Here is a 16,586-nt window from a genome sequence, read left to right on the forward strand (position 1 = left end):
GTCGACGTGCGACGCCCTGCCGGGGGCCCTACCGTGTGAGGACGTCGTCGACCTCGGGAGGATGGAACGTGACCCTGCGGGACTGGTTCCTCAGCGCACAGGAACGCGCCAACCCGCGGTCTGAGTTACCCGTCTGGACCGAGGGAAACCTCGCCGAGCCGCTCATTCACGGTGCGGCCTACTTCGACCGGCTGGTCGACGAGGTGGAGGCGCTGCGCGCCGGCGACCACCTGTTCTTCACCGACTGGCGGGGCGACCCCGACGAGCGGATGCGCCCGGACGGCCCGACCGTGGCGCAGTTGTTCGCCCGGGCGGCCCAGCGCGGGGTGATCGTCAAGGGCCTGCTCTGGCGCTCCCACCTCGACACGCTCTCCTACAGCGAGGCGGAGAACCGCAACCTCAGCGAGACCGTCCGCGCGGCCGGCGGTGAGGTGCTGCTCGACCAGCGGGTCCGACGCGGCGGCTCGCACCACCAGAAGCTGGTGGTGCTGCGCCACCCCGCCGACCCGAGCCGCGACGTCGCCTTCGCCGGCGGCATCGACCTGTGCCACAGCCGGCGCGACGACCACACCCACGCCGGCGACCCGCAGCCGGTGGACATGTCCCCCCGCTACGGCCCGAATCCGCCCTGGCACGACGTGCAGCTCGCGCTGCGCGGCCCGGTGGTCGGCGCGCTCGACACCACGTTCCGCGAGCGGTGGACCGACCCGATGCCGCTGAACTCGGAGAACCCGCTGGCCTACCTACGGGACCGGCTGCGCGGTTCGGACCTCACCCCGGACCCGCTGCCGGAGCAGCCGGCCGACCCGCCGCCGCTCGGCCCGCACCACGTGCAGGTGCTGCGCACCTATCCGGCGGTCCGCCCGCGCTACTCCTTCGCCCCGGACGGCGAGCGCACCGTGGCCCGGGGCTACACCAAGGCGGTACGCCGGGCCCGGCGGCTGATCTACCTGGAGGACCAGTACCTCTGGTCGACCGAGGTGGCCGAGCTGTTCGCCCAGTCGCTGCGCGAGCATCCGGAGCTGCACCTGGTGGCGGTGGTGCCCCGCCATCCCGACGTGGACGGCAAGTTGGCGCTGCCGCCGAACATGGTCGGCCGCGAGCAGGCGCTCTCGCTCTGCCACCGGGCCGCGCCGGAACGGGTGCACGTGTTCGACGTGGAGAACCACGGGGGCACCCCGGTCTACGTGCACGCCAAGGTCTGCGTGGTGGACGACGTCTGGGCCAGCGTGGGCAGCGACAACTTCAACCGCCGCTCCTGGACCCACGACAGCGAGCTGTCCTGCGCGGTGCTCGACGACACCCGCGACGAACGCCAGCCCGCCGATCCGGCCGGGCTGGGCGACGGCGCCCGGGCCTTCGCCCGCGACCTGCGGCTGCGGCTGTGGCGCGAGCACCTGGACCGCGATCCGGACGGCACGCAGGACGACGACCTGCTCGACCCGGCGGACGCGGTGGCGGCGATCGACGCGGCGGCGGAGGAACTGGACCGCTGGCACACCGGCGGCCGGGTCGGTCCCCGTCCGCCGGGCCGGTTGCGACCGCACCGGCCGCAGCGCCTGCCCTGGCGTACGCGGGTCTGGGCGCTGCCGGCGTACCGGCTGGTCTACGACCCGGACGGCAGGCCGCTGCGGGCCCGACGCGCCGGCACCTGGTGAGGCGGCGTCGGCTCGTCCGACGGGTTCGGTCGGGCCGGGTAGGCGAAGGACACCCGCGGCGAGTAGAACCCCCAGCAGACGCGCAGCGGGTTGGCCGGACGCAGCGCATAGGCCGGGTGCTCGGGCGCGAGGAACTCCACCGACTCCACCTCGAACGGCGAGACCGGCTCGGCCACGTACGGATAGTCGGTGACGATCAGCTCCCCGTCGCGGCGGGTGAGGTAGCGGTGGTGGCCGCTGTGCGCCTCGGTGCCGGTGTGACCGGCGTGGGCGGTCACCCGGATCAGCGGCCGGTCGGTCCACGTCTCGGCGGTGAGACGCCCGCCGCGCAGCTCGATCCGGGTCACGCCGGCCTCGGCCGGCGCGCCGCGCGCGGCGGCGTACTGCCGGACCCGGGCGCTGGAGGCCAGGTAGTGCGTCCACCATCCGCCCGGGGTCTGGCGGTCCGGCGGCTCCATGTCGGCCAGTGAGACGCCGAGATAGGTGAGCGAGTAGGCGCCGAAGCCGGAGGTCTGCGTCTCGTCGTCGACGACGTACTGGCTGAGGAAGACCTGTCCCTCCGGGTGCGGTCGGAGGGTGGCGGGAACAAGCGCCCCGGCCGCGCCGGGATCCGCCGGGAGCCAGCTGAACAGCAGCGTGCGGGCGTTGATGACGAGTTGCGGCGCGGCGGGATCCAGCACGGTGCCTCCGTAGACGTGTCCCTACGGACGCTACGGGCGGTCTCGCTGGCGGGACAACGACAGAAAGTCGACAGTGTCCCTCGACTGTCGGGTTCTTCCTTGACCGATCGGTGGACGACCCTCGTCGGCTATGCCCTCATCCGGGCTGCTTTTACCCTGACACCCCTTAACTGCATCATACTTTCGGCTAGATTTTTGCCGGCTGATCAGGTTACGGTTGCTCCCGAACGGACTAGTTAAACCTAAACCGAAGCGTCTCTTCTTTTTCTCCGCGGACGAGGTGCAGGGAGGACCCACCATGACCGCCCACCCGATGAGCGCCCCGGCCACGACCAGGCCGGCCGGCTCCGCGAAGCTCGACAGCCGCTCGCTCACCGACAGCGCCGCCGACCTGCTCGACGCGATGGCCGCGCTGCCGGCGAACCACCCCTCGCGGGCCGCCCTGCGCGACCGCGCCATCGAGGCCTGGCTGCCGCTGGCCAACCACCTCGCCCACCGCTACAGCGGTCGCGGCGAGCCCAACGACGACCTGGTGCAGACCGCCGCGATCGGCCTGATCAAGGCGATCGACAAGTTCGACCCGTCCCGTGGCGTCGACTTCGCCGGCTACGCCATCCCGACCATCATCGGCGAGCTGAAGCGGCACTTCCGCGACCGCACCTGGGACATCCGGGTGCCGCGCCGGCTCCAGGAGCTGCGCCTGGCCATCTCCGACGCCAACAGCACCCTGCTGCAGACGCTCGGCCGCTCGCCGACGGTCGCCGACATCGCCGCCCACCTCAAGGTCACCGAGGAAGAGGTGCTGGAGGGCCTGGAGGGCGCCCGCGCCTACAACGCGGTGTCGCTGTCCACCCCGACCGGGGACGGCGAGCGCGCCACCGAGCTGGGCGACCTGCTCGGTGGCGAGGACGGCGAGTTCGAGCTGGCCGAGATGCGGGTCGCCCTCGGCCCGGCGCTGGCCACGCTCGACCAGCGCGAGCAGAAGATCCTCACCCTGCGCTTCTACGGCAACCTGACCCAGTCGCAGATCGCCGAGCAGATCGGCGTCTCGCAGATGCACGTGTCCCGCCTGCTGGCCCGCGCGCTGACCAAGCTGCGCGGCCAGCTCCACGGCACCTACTAGGGATGTCAGGAGGGGCGGGTGCGAGAGTGGGTGCGTGCTCGCCGACGTGTCCCTCGACCTGCCGGTCCGGCCGGTGCTGCCCACGTTGGTCGCCGCGCTGCGCTGGCGGGGAACCGGCGTCCTGGTGGCGCCGCCGGGCACCGGCAAGACCACGACCGCGCCGCTCGCGGTCGCCGACGCGGTCGCCGGGCGGGTGGTGATCGCCCAGCCCCGCCGGGTGGCCGCCCGGGCCGCGGCGCACCGGATGGCCGCCCTGCTCGGCGAGCGGGTCGGCGAACGGATCGGCTACGCGGTGCGCGGCGAACGGCGAGCCGGGTCGCGCACCCGGGTCGAGGTGGTCACCACCGGCCTGCTGGTACGCCGGCTGCACCACGACCCCGAACTGCCCGGGGTGGCCGCGGTGCTGCTCGACGAGTGCCACGAGCGCCAGCTCGACGCCGACCTGGCGCTGGCCTTCGGCGTGGAGGCCAGGGCCACGCTGCGCCCTGATCTCTGGTTGCTCGCGATGTCGGCGACCCCGCAGGCGGACCGGTTCGCCGCGCTGCTCGGCGGCGACGACCCCGCGCCGGTCGTGCGGGCCGAGGCCGCCCGGCACCCGGTCGAGCGGGTGTGGGCGCCGCCGCCGCGCCGGTTCGCCCCGCCCGGCCCGGGCCGGGTCGACCCGGCGCTGCTGGACCACGTGGCCGCCACGGTCCGCCGGGCGCTGTGCGAACGCGACGGGGACGTGCTGGTCTTCCTGCCCGGCGCCGGTGAGATCGCGGCCGTCGCCGGGCGGCTGGCGGACCTGCGCGACACGGTCGCCGTGCTGCCGTTGCACGGCCGGCTCTCCGCCGCCGCCCAGGACGCGGCGCTGGCCCCGCCGCCCGCGCACGCACACGCCGCACCCGGCGGCGCGGCACCCGACGGCACGCAGACCGGCGACGCGCGGATTGGCGGCCCGGGCGTCGACCGGCGGGTCGTGCTGGCCACCGCGGTAGCGGAGAGCAGCCTGACCGTGCCCGGGGTGCGGGTGGTGGTGGATGCCGGGCTGAGCCGGGTGCCGCGCACCGACCTGGCCCGCGGGCTGGGCGCGCTGGTCACCGTGCCGGTTTCCCGGGCTGCGGCGACCCAACGGGCCGGCCGGGCCGGGCGGGAGGCGCCGGGGGCGGTATACCGCTGCTGGTCGGAGGCGACGCACGCCCGGCTCGCTCCGCAGCCCGAGCCGGAGATCGCCACCGCCGACCTGACCGGGTTCGCGTTGGAGCTGGCCGCCTGGGGTGCGCCCGACGGCGCCGGCCTGGCCCTGCCCGACCCGCCGCCGCCGGCCGCGTTGACCGTCGCCCGGGAGACGCTGGCCACGCTCGGCGCGGTCGACGCCGACGGCCGGATCACCGCGCGGGGACGGGCGATCGCGGCCGTCGGCGCGCACCCCCGGCTGGCCAGGGCGCTGCTCGACGGCGCGCCGCGGGTGGGCGCCGACCGGGCCGCCGAGGTGGTGGCGATGCTCGCCGAGGAGACGCTGGGCGGCGCCGGGGACGACCTGCCGGCCCGGTGGCGCCGGCTGCGGGCCGGCGCCGAACCGGCCGCCACCGCCCGCTGGCGAAGCGAGGTACGCCGACTGCGCGCCGCCCTGCCCGCGGACGACCGGCAGCGGACCGCCGCCAGCACCGGCAACCGGCCCGACGGTACGACAGGCGGCCGGCGGGGGCAGCGGGTGGCGGAGGACGGCGGGCATCCGGAGCGGCTGCCCGACGATCTGGCCGCCGGGTTGCTGGCCGGGTTGGCGTACCCGGAACGGCTGGCCCGGGTGCGGCGGGCCGGCGGGTCCGCGTACCTGATGGCGGGCGGGACCGAGGCGGAGCTGGCGGCCGGGTCGGGCCTGGCCGGGTCGACGTGGCTGGCGGTCGCGGTGGCCGACCGCTCCCCCGGCGCGCCGGCCGCCCGGGTGCGGCTGGCCGCGCCGGTCGACGAGGCCACCGCGCGCGAGGCCGGGGCGGCGCTGCTGCGCGCCGGCCGGGAGGTCGCCTGGTCCGGCGGGGACGTGGTGGCCCGGGAGGTGGTCCGCCTCGGCGCCGTCGCGCTGCTCGACCGGCCGCTCGCCGCGCCCGACCCGGAGCTGGTCGCCGCGGCGGTGCTGCACGGGCTGCGGCAGGAGGGCCCGGGGCTGCTGCGGTGGACGCCGGAGGCGACCGCGCTGCGCCGCCGGCTGGCGTTCTGCCGGCAGGCGCTCGGCGACGACTGGCCCGACGTGTCCGACGCGGCGCTGCTCGACGCCGCACCGACCTGGCTCGGCCCGGAGCTGGCCCGGGCCCGCCGCCGGGCCGACCTGGCCCGGCTGGACGTGGGCCCGGCGTTGCGCCGGCTGCTCAACTGGCGGCAGGCGGCACGCCTCGACGAGCTGGCGCCGGAGCGGCTGGCCGTGCCCAGCGGCTCCCGGGTCCGGGTGGACTACACCGACCCGGCCGCCCCGGTGCTCGCGGTGAAGCTCCAGGAGACGTTCGGCTGGCGGGACGTGCCGCGGATCGCCGACGGGCGGGTGCCGGTGCTGCTGCACCTGCTCTCCCCGGCCGGACGACCGGTGGCGGTCACCGCGGACCTGGCCTCGTTCTGGCGCGGCGGCTACCCGCAGGTGCGCGCGGAGCTGCGCGGGCGTTACCCGCGCCACCCGTGGCCGGAGGACCCGACCACTGCCGAGCCGACCCGCCGGGCCAGCCCGCGCCGGCGCTGACCCTCACTCCTCGACGACGTCGGCGATCACCACGGTGATGTTGTCCGGGCCGCCGGCCCGCAGCGCGAGGTCGATCAGCCGGGCCGCGCAGGCGTCGCGCGCCAGGCCCTCGCCCAGCACCTCGGTGAGGGTGTCGGCGCGGACCACGTTGGAGAGGCCGTCGCTGCACAGCAGCCAGCGGTCGCCGGCCCGGGGCACCATCGTCGCGTACGCCGGTGAGACCTCGTCGCCCTGCAACGCCTGGGTCACCACGGCGCGGCGGGGGTGGCTGCTCGCCTGGTCGGGGGTGATCAGCCCCTGGTCGACGAGCATCTGCACGAAGGTGTCGTCGCGGGTGACCTGCTTGAGCACGCCCTCCCGGAACAGGTAGGCCCGGGAGTCGCCGACGTGCGCCAGCGCCAGGCAGCTTCCGGTGCGGGCGAACAGCAGCGCGGTGAGCGTGGTGCCCATGCCCTGACGTTCCGGGTCCTCCTCGACCGCCTGGCGGATCCCCACGGTGGCCCGCTCGATGGCCCCTTGCAGTGCGGCGACCAGCGCGTCCTCCGGCGTCTCCACGTCCAGCGGGGCGATCGCGTCGATCGCGATGCGGCTGGCCAGGTCGCCGGCCGCCATGCCACCCATGCCGTCGGCGACCGCGACCAACCAGGGGCCCGCGTGCTGCGCATCCTGGTTGCCGCTGCGGATCAGCCCACGGTCGCTCGCTCCGACGGCACGAAGCTTCAGGGTCATGGGACGCAGCCTGCCAGGTCGGGGACTCGGTTGTCTCTAGGAGATCAGCATCATCGTACGTGGCGCGGCGAATCTCGCTGCGCACGGGCACGGGAGCGCCATCGGGTCGGATCGATTGACAGCGGCGGAACGTGGTGGAAACATCGCCCTGATATTGGGAGCGCTCCCAGCTCCCGTGCTCTCCCCCACCACCCCCGAGCACGGAAGGAACCTCCGTGACCCGATCCCGTCGTCGGCTGGTCGCGCTCACCGCGACCGCCGCGCTGGCCCTCACCGGCGCCACCGCCGGTCCGGCCCTTGCCGAAGTACCCCCGGACGCACCCGAGCAACTGCGCAACGGCGACTTCAGCGCCGGCGTCTCCCCCTGGTTCTCCTACGGCACCGGCGAACTGGCGGTCACCGACGGCCGGCTCTGCACCACTGTCGCCGCCGGCACGGCCAACCCGTGGGACGCCGGCATCGGCCAGGACGCGGTGCCGTTGATCTCCGGCGCCGAGTACGAGCTGTCCTTCGACGTCACCGCCACCCCCGGCGCGGCCCTGAAGGCGGTGCTCCAGCTCGGCAGCGCCCCCTACACGACGTACGCGAGCGTCGACGCCACCGCCACCGCCGCCACCAAGCACGTCACCACCACGTTCACCTCGCCGGCCGACAACGCCGGCGCCCAACTGATCTTCCAGATCGGCGGCAGCGCCGAGGCGCAGACGTTCTGCCTCGACAACGTGTCGCTGCGCGGCGGCGAGGCGGCCCCGCCATACGAGCCGGACACCGGGCCCCGGGTCCGGGTCAACCAGGTCGGCTACCTGCCCGGCGGGCCGAAGCACGCCACGGTGGTCACCGACGCCACCGACCCGCTGCCCTGGCAGCTGAAGTCGGCCGCCGGGACGGTGGTCGCCAGCGGTGAGACGAGCCCGCGCGGCGTGGACGAGGCGTCCGCGCAGAACGTGCAGACCGTCGACTTCTCCGCCTACCGCAAGCCGGGCACCGGCTACACGCTGACCGTGGACGGCGAGACCAGCCACCCGTTCGACATCTCCGGCGCGCTCTACGACCGGCTGCGCGCCGACTCGATGCAGTTCTTCTACGCCCAGCGCAGCGGCATCGCGATCGACGGCGACCTGATCGGCGACGAGTACGCGCGCCCCGCCGGGCACCTCGACGTCGCCCCCAACCAGGGCGACACCGACGTGCCCTGCCAGCCCGGCGTCTGCGACTACACGCTCGACGTGCGCGGCGGCTGGTACGACGCCGGCGACCACGGCAAGTACGTGGTCAACGGCGGCATCGCCACCTACCAGCTGCTGAACGCGTTCGAGCGGACCAAGACCGCGGAGACCGCCGACGGCGGCGCGGCGCTCGGCGACGCCACGCTGCGGGTGCCCGAGCGCGGCAACGACGTGCCGGACGTCCTCGACGAGGCCCGCTGGGAGCTGGACTTCCTGATGCGGATGCAGGTGCCGGCCGGCAAGCCGCTGGCCGGGATGGTCCACCACAAGATCCACGACAAGAACTGGACCGGCCTGCCGCTGGCCCCGCAGGACGACCCGGAGGTGCGCGAGCTGCACCCGCCGTCCACCGCCGCCACGCTCAACCTGGCCGCCGTCGCCGCCCAGTGCGCCCGGCTCTTCGCCCCGTACGACGCCGCCTTCGCGGCCCGCTGCGGCGAGGCCGCGAAGACCGCGTACGCGGCGGCGAAGGCGCACCCGGCGATCTACGCCTCGGCCACCGACGGCACCGGCGGCGGCGCGTACGACGACACGAACGTCACCGACGAGTTCTACTGGGCGGCGGTCGAGTTGTGGCTGACCACCGGCGACAAGGCGTACCTGGCCGACGTCACCGGCTCGCCGCTGCACACCGCCGACGTGTTCGCCGCCAACGGGGCGTTCGGCTGGCAGAGCGTGGCCGCGCTGGGCCGGCTCGACCTGGCCACCGTGCCGAACACGCTGCCGGCGGCGGAGAAGACCCGGATCCGCGCCTCGGTCACCGCCGCCGCGGACGACTACCTGGCCACGGTCCGCGATCAGGCGTACGGGCTGCCCATGCCGGGCACCGCCGACGCGTACGTCTGGGGCAGCAACAGCAACCTGGTGAACAACGCGATCGTGCTGGCCACCGCGTTCGACCTGAGCCGGGACGCGAAGTACCGCGACGGTGCGGTGCAGAGCGCCGACTACCTGTTCGGCCGCAACGCGCTGAACATGTCCTACGTGACCGGTTGGGGCGAGCAGAACGCGCACAACCAGCACAGCCGCATCTTCGGCAACCAGTTGAACCCGGACCTGCCGAACCCGCCGGACGGCTCGCTCGCCGGTGGCCCGAACGCCGCGCTCCAGGACCCGTACGCGGCGAACCTGCTCGCCGGTTGCGCGCCGATGTTCTGCTACGTCGACAACATCAACTCGTACGCGACGAACGAGGTGGCGATCAACTGGAACTCGGCGCTGGCCTGGCTGGCGTCGTTCCTGGCCGACCAGGGTGACGCGGCGGCCGTGCCGGCGCCCACCTGCGCGGTCACGTACGCCACGCACGGGAGCTGGCCGGCCGGCTTCACCACCCAGGTGACGGTGCGCAACACCGGCGCGACGGCGGTGAACGGCTGGAGCCTGCGCTGGGCGTTCCTCGCCGACCAGAAGGTGAGCCACGCCTGGTCGGCGCAGGTCAGTCAGACCGGCGCCACGGTCACCGCGAAGAACCTGCCCTGGAACGCCAAGCTCGCTCCCGGCGCGTCCACCACGTTCGGCCTGAACGGGACCGGCTCCACCGCCCCCAACCCCGACCCCAACCTGATCACCCTGAACGGCAGGGCCTGCACCGTCTCCTGAGCGTTCCGTCCCTCCGATCGTGGAGTCGTGGCACCCCGCATCCGGTGCCACGGCTCCACGATCGTCGTATCGGGCCGACTGCGGCGCGCCCTCGTCGGAGCCGGGTACGGTCCGCAGATGGCGTATCTGCTCCTGGCGCTCGCGATCACCGCCGAGGTGATCGGCACCAGCCTGCTCAAGGCGAGCGACGGCTTCACCCGGCTCTGGCCGACGGTCGGCCTGGTGGCGTGTTACCTGGCCGCGTTCGGGCTGCTCGCCCTCGTGGTTCGGGACGTCCCGGTCGGCGTCGCGTACGCGATCTGGTCCGGGCTGGGCACCGCCGCCATCATGGCGGTCGGGGCGGTGTTCCTGGGCGAGCCGCTGAGCGTGACCAAGGTGGTCGGCGCCGCCCTGGTCATCGCCGGGGTGGTGGTACTCAACCTGGGCGGCGCCCACTGAACCTGGCGTGGCGGGATCGCCGTAACCCGATGGACATGCGTCGAGGCACCGGGTGCTCCGCGCACAGGACTTCGGCCCCGGCCGGCCCGCGCACTTCCGGCTCTGCGCGCTGGTCTCCACCGCGCGGGACACCGGATCGGGTCGCACCGAGGCCCGGTTGCTGACCCGACATCTCCCCTCCTGGCGTACGGTCCTGGCCGACCTGGCTCCGACCGCCGCGCCCCGGATGCACATCACGGCACTCGACCCCGTGGTCGGCGAACGGCTCGCCGACACGGTCCGCCCGGCGCTCGGCCACGGCCCGGTTCCGCTGCGTGACGAGCCGCAGCGGCAACGCGGACCCGGCTACTACCGGGCCGCCGCGCTGCGTCTCACCCTGTCCGACGGCGTTGACGAGGTCGGCGACGGCGGCTTCACCGACTGGACCGCCCGGCTGACCGGGACACGGCGGGCATGGCGTCGGTTCGGCTGGCCGCACCCCCGGGAGCGCGCGGCCAGCCGCTGACCGTCCCCGGCGTCCGCGCGGCAGTCCGCGGGCGGGGGACGAACACGCAGCGTGTTGCTCCCGCCAGAAGAGTGCGCTTTCGAGCGTCATGACTGACAGTCATAATTATGACTCTGAGTCATGGTGCTCTCCACGGCACTGTCTTGCCGTCGGCGACACGCCCGAGCGGACGCGACGCCGGAGGACGCCGATGCCGACCGGTGTGACAGGCGTCGCGCCGTCCCGGGCCACGACAAGGGACCGCCCACGCCTAGCGTCGGTGCCATGACCGCCGATGGGGACGTCGTGACCGAGGGCTCCGCGACCGGGCCGGTCCGTCGCCGATGAGGGGTGTGCCGCCGCCCGGCCCGCTGCGCACCCTGGCGCTCGCCACCCTGGCCAACACCGTCGGCACCGGGCTCTGGCTGGCCGGCGGCGCGCTCTACCTGACCCGGGACGTCGGCCTCTCCGCCACCTCGGTGGGCGCCGGACTGACCGTCGCCGGCCTGGTCGGGCTCACCGCCAGCGTGCCGCTGGGCGGGCTGGCGGACCGGTGGGACCCGCGGACGCTGCGCGCCGCCCTCCAGGTGGGCCAGGCGCTCGCGGCGGCGGTGCGGCTGAGCCGGGGCGCGGACACCGCCGCGCCGGCCGCGGCGAAGCTGCGCCGCGCCGGGCTGGTGCTGGCTGCCGCGTGCCCGCTGTACGCGGTGACCGCCGGTCTGCCGGTGCTTCCGGCGGTGGCGCTGCTGCTGGTGGCGACGGCGGTGTGGACGGTGGGCGACCTGTGGCACGGCGCGGCCGGCGCGGGCCTCGCCTACGACCTGGCCCCGCCGGGGGCGATCGGGGCCTACCAGGGCGCGGACGGACTGCTCGCCGGGCTGGCGCAGGCGCTCGGCCGAGGGCTGCTCACGCTGCTGGTGCTGGGCGGGGGCGGGACGGGCTGGCTGGTGCTCGGCGGGTTGTTCGCCGTCGTCGGGCTGGCCGCCCCGGCGCTGGCTCGTCGGGCGGTGGCGAGCCAGCCGGCGCCGGTCCCCGTCGCGCGTCCGGCCGGCGTCGCGGCCGGCACCCCGCCGGTCGGGGACGTGTAGCAGCATGGCGTGATGACCGAGCAGGAGAGCATCACCATCCGGCCCGGCGGGCCGGCGGACGCGCCGATCGTGCTGCGGCTGTTCGACAGTGCCATCGCGTGGCTGACCGAGCGCGGCCGACCCGACCAGTGGGGCACCGGCGCGGCCTCGACCGACCCGCGCCGGATCGCCCAGGCCGACGGCTACGCCCACGGTGACGGCCTGTGGTTCGCCGAGGTCGACGGCGCCGCGGTGGGCGCACTGGTGGTCGGCGCGGCGACGGAGTACGTGCCGCCGGCCACCGAGCCGGAGCTGTACGTCAATCTGCTGGTCACGGACCGGGCGTACGCGGGTCGCGGGATCGGGGCGCGGCTGCTGGCGCACGCGGCGGGCCTGGCCCGGGAGCGTGGCCTGGGTCTGCTGCGGGTGGACTGCTACCGCAGCCCGGACCGGGCGCTGGTGCGCTTCTACGAGGGCTGCGGCTACACCGCCACCGAGCCGTTCACGGTGACCCGACCGGGTCGGCCGCCGTGGCCGGGGCAGGTGCTGGCCCGCCGGCTCGACTGAACGACGGCGGGCGTCAGCCGATCTCCTCGTCGACGAAGCACCAGCGCCACGACTCCCCCGCCTCGATCGAGCGCATCACCGGGTGCCCGGTGGACTCGAAGTGCTTCGTGGCGTGCTGGTAGGGCGAGGAGTCGCAGCAGCCCACGTGCCCGCAGTCCAGGCAGGCACGCAGGTGGACCCAGTCCCGGTTGCCGACGGCGACGCAGTCGGGGCACTCGGTGGTCGTGGCCGGCTCGGCGTCGCCCGCCCCGGTGAGGTGCTGGCAGCTCATTCGAGAACCTCCTGTCGTAGCAGCGACTCCTCCAGGTCCAGATCACGGTAGGCGCGGGTGAGCACCTCCTCCGGGATCTGGCCGGAGTCGCGGGCGGCCCGGAACACCTCCCGCTCGGCGTCGATCATCTCCTGTCGCAGCCGCGCGTACGCCTGGGAGGGGGTTTCCCGGTCGGTGCCGCCGAGCCGCTCCCAGGCCACGTTGGCGCGGGACGTGGTGATTCCGCGCAGCCGTTCCACCACCGCGACCGGCGCGCCCTCGGCCAGCGCGTCGAGCCGTTCCCGGGCGGCGCGGCTGGCCCGCTGCTGCACCCCGGCGGCCGACAGCGCGTCCTGCACCGGGTCGTCCGGGGGCAGCCGCAGCCGCCGGGCCACCCACGGCAGCGTGGCGCCCTGCCCGACCAGGGTCGCCACGATCACCGCGAACGCCAGCCAGATCAGCAGCCCGCGTGGGTAGGGCCGGTCGTCGGCGAGGGTGAGCGGCAGGCCCAGCGCGGCGGCCAGCGTCACCACGCCGCGCATGCCGGCCCAGCCGATGACGATCGGGAACCGCACCGGCGGCGCGGGGTCGCGCTGTCGCACCCGGGGCACCAGTCGGGCCAGGTAGGTGGCCGGGAACAGCCAGACGAACCGGGCCAGGAAGACGGCGGCCAGCACCGCGGCGGTGATCCCGACCAGCGAGCCGAACGGCTCGTCGAGGTCGCGCAGCACCTCGGGCAGTTGCAGGCCGACCAGCAGGAACACCAGCCCCTCCAGCAGGAACTGGATCAGCCGCCAGAACGCGGTCACCTGGAGACGGGACGCGGCCGACATGAGCATCGGCAGCTGGTGCCCGATGCCGAGGCCGGTCACCACCACCGCGACCACCCCGGAGGCGTGGATCTCCTCGGCGGCGTAGACCACCGCGAACGGCACGATCAGCGACAGCGCGTTGTCGAGCACCGGGTCGCTGACCCGCTTGTGCAGGTAGCCGAAGACCACCACGCCGAGCAGCCCGACCAGGATGCCGCCGCCGGTGGCGACCAGCACCTCCCGGGCCACGTAGCCGACGCCGACGCCGCCGGTGGAGGCGGTGGCGGCGACGATCGCCACCCGCAGCAGCACCAGCGCGGTGGCGTCGTTGACCAGGCTTTCGCCCTCCAGGATGGTGACGACCCGCCGGGGCAGGCCGACCCGGCGGGCCACCGCGGTGGCGGCGACCGCGTCGGGCGGCGCCACCACCGCGCCCAGCGCCACGCAGATCGCGTACGGCAGGTCGGGCAGGAACAGGTGCACGACGGTGCCCACCACGAACGCGGTGAAGATGACCAACCCGACGGCGAGCAGCAGGATCGGCCGCAGGTTGAGCCGGAACGCCGGCACCGAGGTGTTCACCGCCGCCACGTAGAGCAGCGGCGGCAGGATGCCGACGAGCACCAGGTCCGGTTCCAGCCGCACGTGCGGGAAGAACGGCAGGAAGGACAGCGCGAGGCCGAGCACGACCAGCAGGATCGGGGCGAGCAGGCCGAGCCGGCGGGCCAGCGCCGCGCCGAAGGTGGCGATGGCGAGGAACACCACCACCTCGAACAGAGCTTCCATGAGACCGAAGCCTAGGCGGCACCGGGCCCGCGTGTGATCACGCGGTCGGCCGCACCTTCGGCAGCACCTCGGCGCCGAACGCGTCGAGGAACGCCCGCTGCTCCTGCCCGACGTGGTGCAGGGCGATCTGGTCGAAGCCCAGCTCGACGTACTCCGCCAGCCAGCCGACGTGCCGGCCCAGGTCGGCGGAGACGTTCACCGTGTCGGTGACCCTCGACATCGGCAGGTCGGCGCTGGCCACGTCGAAGTGCTCGGCGGTCTCCAGGTCCCAGCAGATCGGCGGGGCGAAGACGTTGCTGCGCCACTGCTCGTACGCGATCGCCTCGGCCTCGGCCTGCTCGGGCGCCCAGCTCACGTGCACCTGTAGGTGCAGCGGCCCGCGACCGCCCGCGTCCCGGTAGGCGTCGATCATCTGCCGGAGGTGCTCGACCGGCGCGTTGACCGTGATCAGCCCGTCGGCCCACTCGGCGCACCAACGGGCGGTGGCGACGCTGACCGCGGCGCCGACCAGCGCGGGCGGCTCCTCGGGGCGGGTCCACAGCTTCGCCCGGTCCACGGTGACCAGCCCGTCGTGGGTGACCTCTTCACCGGCCAGCAGCGCGCGGATCACGTCGACGCACTCGCGCAGCCGGGCGTTGCGGACGTCCTTGCGGGGCCAGCGGTCGCCGGTGATGTGCTCGTTGCTCGCCTCGCCGGTGCCCAGCGCCGCCCAGAACCGCCCCGGATACATGGCGCCGAGCGTGCCGATGGCCTGCGCGATGATCGCCGGGTGGTAGCGCTGGCCGGGAGCGTTGACCACGCCGAAGGACAGGTTGGTGGCCTGGAGCGCGGCGCCGAGCCAGGACCAGGCGAATGCGGACTGGCCCTGCCGCTCGCTCCAGGGCGAGAAGTGGTCGGAGCACATGGCCGCGTCGAAGCCGGCCCGTTCGGCGTGGATCACCGCCTCCAGCAACGTGGCCGGGTGGATCTGCTCATGGGATGCGTGGAAGCCGAACGCCGTCATGGGCAGCACTTCTACCCATGACGGCGTCCGGCCAACCGTGGCTACTCGGCGTGCGCGCCGGCGCCCGCGCCGGCCTCGCCCGCGCCGATCCACACCGTCTTGGTGTTGCAGAACTCGCGCATGCCGAGGGCGGACAGCTCGCGGCCGTACCCGGAGTTCTTCACCCCGCCGAAGGGAAGCTCCGGGTAGGACGTGGTCATGCCGTTGATGAACACGTTGCCGGCGTCCAGGTCGGCGGCGAAGCGCTCCTGCTCGGCCGGGTCGGTGGTCCAGGCGTTGGAGCCGAGGCCGAAGCTGGTGCCGTTGGCCACCTCGATCGCCTCGTCGTACGAGCCGACCCGGTAGAGCCCGGCGACCGGGCCGAACACCTCCTCGTGCCACATCCGCATCTCCGGGCGCAGGTCGGTGACCACCGTCGGCGGATAGAACCAGCCGTCGCCGGCCGGCTTCTCGCCCCCGCAGAGCACGGTGGCGCCCTGGTCGACGGCGTCGGTCACCTGGTCGTGCACCTCGTCCCGGCCGCGCTCGCTGGCCAGCGGTCCGACGTCGGTGTTCTCGTCCATCGGGTCGCCGACGCGCAGCGCCGACATCCGGGCGGCGAACTTCTCGGCGAACGCGTCGAAGACGTCGGTGTGCACGATGAACCGCTTCGCGGCGATGCAGGACTGGCCGTTGTTCTGGCAGCGGGCGGTGGTGGCGACCTCGGCGGCCCGGTCCAGGTCGGCCGAGGGCATCACCACGAACGGGTCGCTGCCGCCCAGTTCCAGCACTGTCTTCTTGATCTCCCGGCCGGCGATCTCGGCGATGGACCGGCCGGCCGGCTCGCTGCCGGTGAGCGTGGCCGCGCGTACCCGCGGGTCGCTGAGGATCCGCTCGACCGCGTCGGAGCCGACCAGCAGCGTGGTGAACGCGCCCTCCGGAAATCCGGCGCGGCGGAACACGTCCTCCAGGTAGAGGGCGGTCTGCGGGACGTTGGAGGCGTGCTTGAGCAGGCCGGTGTTGCCGGCCATCAGGGCCGGCGCGGCGAAGCGCATCACCTGCCAGAGCGGGAAGTTCCACGGCATCACCGCGAGCACCGGGCCGATCGGCTGGTAGCGGACGTACGCCCGCTTCGCCTTCACCGCGGCGGCGTCGGCGGGCTCGTCGGCGAGCATCTCCGGCGCCTTGTCGGCGTAGAAGCGGCAGGCGGTGGCGCACTTGGTGACCTCGGCCTTGGCTGCCGCGTAGGTCTTGCCCATCTCGGTGGTCATCAGCCGGGCCGTCTCGTCCCGCTCGGCGTCCAACAGGTCGGCCGCGGTGGTGAGCCACCCGGCGCGCTGCGCGATCGTGGTGTCGTGCAACTGCCGGAAGGCGAGGTGGGCGCGCTCGATCGCGGCGTCGATCTGCTCGTCCGACATCGCGTCGTACGTCTTGAGCACCTGTCCGGTGGCGGGATTGGTGGTGGCGATGGGCATCTC

The 16,586-nt window shown here is 74.3% G+C and carries 14 protein-coding genes; 8 read left to right on the plus strand and 6 right to left on the minus strand.

What is annotated here, in order from left to right; all coding sequences use genetic code 11:
- Positions 1 to 68: 68 nt before the first annotated feature.
- The gene (locus AB0H28_RS22155; RefSeq protein WP_358043187.1) at positions 69 to 1,658 is read left to right on the plus strand and encodes a phospholipase D-like domain-containing protein; all 1,590 of its coding nucleotides are present in this window, start codon (positions 69 to 71) and stop codon (positions 1,656 to 1,658) included.
- Here the strand turns inward: AB0H28_RS22155 and AB0H28_RS22160 are convergent.
- Positions 1,607 to 2,338, minus strand: coding sequence for a hypothetical protein (locus AB0H28_RS22160; protein WP_358043190.1), 732 nt, complete (start codon positions 2,336 to 2,338; stop codon positions 1,607 to 1,609). The two genes, AB0H28_RS22155 and AB0H28_RS22160, sit on opposite strands and share 52 nt — an antisense overlap.
- A gap of 298 nt (positions 2,339 to 2,636) precedes the next feature.
- Here AB0H28_RS22160 and AB0H28_RS22165 point away from each other — a divergent pair, with 298 nt between their 5' ends.
- Together AB0H28_RS22165 and AB0H28_RS22170 are read left to right on the plus strand one after the other, a co-directional pair.
- Complete coding sequence (locus tag AB0H28_RS22165; protein WP_358043193.1) at positions 2,637 to 3,461, plus strand: SigB/SigF/SigG family RNA polymerase sigma factor; 825 nt, start codon at positions 2,637 to 2,639, stop codon at positions 3,459 to 3,461.
- A 34-nt stretch (positions 3,462 to 3,495) separates the two neighbouring features.
- Complete coding sequence (locus AB0H28_RS22170) at positions 3,496 to 6,168, plus strand: ATP-dependent helicase C-terminal domain-containing protein (RefSeq protein WP_358043196.1); 2,673 nt, start codon at positions 3,496 to 3,498, stop codon at positions 6,166 to 6,168.
- 3 nt (positions 6,169 to 6,171) lie between these two features.
- On the opposite strand, the gene AB0H28_RS22175 is transcribed toward AB0H28_RS22170, so the two are convergent.
- On the minus strand, positions 6,172 to 6,897 hold the full coding sequence (locus AB0H28_RS22175; protein ID WP_358043199.1) for a protein phosphatase 2C domain-containing protein: 726 nt from the start codon (positions 6,895 to 6,897) through the stop codon (positions 6,172 to 6,174).
- A 215-nt stretch (positions 6,898 to 7,112) separates the two neighbouring features.
- Between AB0H28_RS22175 and AB0H28_RS22180 the strand changes: the two genes are divergently transcribed.
- The 5 genes from AB0H28_RS22180 (at position 7,113) to AB0H28_RS22200 (ending at position 12,278) form a co-directional block, all read left to right on the plus strand.
- Positions 7,113 to 9,722, plus strand: coding sequence for a glycoside hydrolase family 9 protein (locus tag AB0H28_RS22180; protein ID WP_358043202.1), 2,610 nt, complete (start codon positions 7,113 to 7,115; stop codon positions 9,720 to 9,722).
- 117 nt (positions 9,723 to 9,839) lie between these two features.
- Positions 9,840 to 10,160, plus strand: a complete 321-nt coding sequence (locus tag AB0H28_RS22185) for a multidrug efflux SMR transporter (RefSeq protein ID WP_358043204.1) — start codon at positions 9,840 to 9,842, stop codon at positions 10,158 to 10,160.
- Between the two features lie 52 nt (positions 10,161 to 10,212).
- Positions 10,213 to 10,665, plus strand: coding sequence for a hypothetical protein (locus AB0H28_RS22190; RefSeq protein WP_358043207.1), 453 nt, complete (start codon positions 10,213 to 10,215; stop codon positions 10,663 to 10,665).
- Between the two features lie 323 nt (positions 10,666 to 10,988).
- Positions 10,989 to 11,732, plus strand: coding sequence for a hypothetical protein (locus tag AB0H28_RS22195; protein ID WP_358043209.1), 744 nt, complete (start codon positions 10,989 to 10,991; stop codon positions 11,730 to 11,732).
- A 12-nt stretch (positions 11,733 to 11,744) separates the two neighbouring features.
- Positions 11,745 to 12,278 (plus strand): GNAT family N-acetyltransferase, encoded by a 534-nt coding sequence (locus tag AB0H28_RS22200; RefSeq protein ID WP_358043212.1) that lies wholly within the window; start codon positions 11,745 to 11,747, stop codon positions 12,276 to 12,278.
- Positions 12,279 to 12,291: 13 nt separating this feature from the next.
- Here the strand turns inward: AB0H28_RS22200 and AB0H28_RS22205 are convergent, their stop codons facing one another.
- From AB0H28_RS22205 to AB0H28_RS22220, 4 genes are read right to left on the minus strand one after another with little or no spacing between them, the layout of a single operon-like run.
- Complete coding sequence (locus AB0H28_RS22205; protein WP_358043215.1) at positions 12,292 to 12,549, minus strand: UBP-type zinc finger domain-containing protein; 258 nt, start codon at positions 12,547 to 12,549, stop codon at positions 12,292 to 12,294.
- Positions 12,546 to 14,126: a Na+/H+ antiporter gene (locus AB0H28_RS22210; protein WP_358043218.1), complete on the minus strand. Its 1,581-nt coding sequence runs from the start codon at positions 14,124 to 14,126 to the stop codon at positions 12,546 to 12,548. The genes AB0H28_RS22205 and AB0H28_RS22210 overlap by 4 nt, the downstream gene beginning before the upstream one ends.
- Before the next feature lie 37 nt (positions 14,127 to 14,163).
- Positions 14,164 to 15,129: a TIGR03885 family FMN-dependent LLM class oxidoreductase gene (locus tag AB0H28_RS22215; RefSeq protein WP_358043221.1), complete on the minus strand. Its 966-nt coding sequence runs from the start codon at positions 15,127 to 15,129 to the stop codon at positions 14,164 to 14,166.
- A 41-nt stretch (positions 15,130 to 15,170) separates the two neighbouring features.
- Positions 15,171 to 16,583 (minus strand): NADP-dependent succinic semialdehyde dehydrogenase, encoded by a 1,413-nt coding sequence (locus AB0H28_RS22220; RefSeq protein WP_358043224.1) that lies wholly within the window; start codon positions 16,581 to 16,583, stop codon positions 15,171 to 15,173.
- Positions 16,584 to 16,586: the final 3 nt, after the last annotated feature.

It is taken from the genome of Micromonospora sp. NPDC050980, from assembly GCF_040653835.1.
Lineage (GTDB): Bacteria > Actinomycetota > Actinomycetes > Mycobacteriales > Micromonosporaceae > Micromonospora.